General features: G+C 52.1%; 1 rRNA gene. It reads right to left on the bottom strand.

What is annotated here, in order from left to right:
* Positions 1–888 (bottom strand): 23S ribosomal RNA (locus DPF91_RS21785); the annotation flags it as partial.

The raw sequence follows: 888 nt of genomic DNA, 5'->3' as shown, positions 1-888 counted from the left end.
CAATGTTCAGTGCCAAGCTGTAGTAAAGGTTCACGGGGTCTTTCCGTCTAGCCGCGGGTACACTGCATCTTCACAGCGATTTCAATTTCACTGAGTCTCGGGTGGAGACAGCGTGGCCATCATTACGCCATTCGTGCAGGTCGGAACTTACCCGACAAGGAATTTCGCTACCTTAGGACCGTTATAGTTACGGCCGCCGTTTACCGGGGCTTCGATCAAGAGCTTCGACCTAAGTCTAACCCCATCAATTAACCTTCCGGCACCGGGCAGGCGTCACACCGTATACGTCATCTTACGATTTTGCACAGTGCTGTGTTTTTAATAAACAGTTGCAGCCACCTGGTATCTGCGACTCTCGACAGCTCCATCCGCAAGGGACTTCACCGTTAAGAGCGTACCTTCTCCCGAAGTTACGGTACCATTTTGCCTAGTTCCTTCACCCGAGTTCTCTCAAGCGCCTTGGTATTCTCTACCCGACCACCTGTGTCGGTTTGGGGTACGATTCCTTACAATCTGAAGCTTAGAGGCTTTTCCTGGAAGCATGGCATCAATGACTTCACTACCGTAGTAGCTCGACRTCGTGTCTCAGCCTTAAGAAGGTCCGGATTTACCTAAACCTTCAGCCTACGCACTTGAACCTGGACAACCATCGCCAGGCCCACCTAGCCTTCTCCGTCCCCCCATCGCAATTGTAAGAAGTACGGGAATATTAACCCGTTTCCCATCGACTACGCCTTTCGGCCTCGCCTTAGGGGTCGACTTACCCTGCCCCGATTAACGTTGGACAGGAACCCTTGGTCTTCCGGCGAGGAGGTTTTTCACCCCCTTTATCGTTACTCATGTCAGCATTCGCACTTCTGATACCTCCAGCAGCCCTTACAGACCACC

The organism is Vibrio maerlii (assembly GCF_003415655.1).
Classification (GTDB): domain Bacteria; phylum Pseudomonadota; class Gammaproteobacteria; order Enterobacterales; family Vibrionaceae; genus Vibrio; species Vibrio maerlii.
This window is presented reverse-complemented; position numbering and strand designations above follow the sequence as displayed.